This window comes from Cobetia sp. 5-11-6-3, from assembly GCF_013374055.1.
GTDB classification, from domain to species: Bacteria; Pseudomonadota; Gammaproteobacteria; order Pseudomonadales; family Halomonadaceae; genus Cobetia; species Cobetia marina.
In genome coordinates this window covers 1-303 of record NZ_BLWJ01000029.1, presented here as the reverse complement: position 1 = coordinate 303, position 303 = coordinate 1, and the positions used below count along the sequence as shown (strand labels likewise).

Below are 303 nucleotides of genomic sequence, written 5' to 3'. Positions count from 1 at the left end.
TTCACTTCCGAGTTCGGCATGGGATCGGGTGGTTCACGCTCGCTATGGTCGTCAGGCGAAACGGTGGCATCTTGCGATGCCTGAGTCCCGAGGCTTGTGGCCTCGCGACTCGCAATATGAATCATGCTGACCGATATGTCTCGATCCTGTCGCAATCCCGGCGGTTTGCCGTAGCAAACCCCTTGGGTGTTATATGGTCAAGCCTCACGGGCAATTAGTACTGGTTAGCTCAACACATTGCTGTGCTTCCACACCCAGCCTATCAACCTTGTAGTCTTCAAGGGCCCTTCAGGAGGCGCAAGG

General features: G+C 55.4%; 2 rRNA genes. Both read right to left on the bottom strand.

The window, feature by feature from the left end:
- Positions 1-56 (bottom strand): 5S ribosomal RNA (gene rrf, locus HXS66_RS17270); the annotation flags it as partial.
- A gap of 137 nt (positions 57-193) precedes the next feature.
- Positions 194-303, bottom strand: a 23S ribosomal RNA gene (locus tag HXS66_RS17265); the annotation flags it as partial.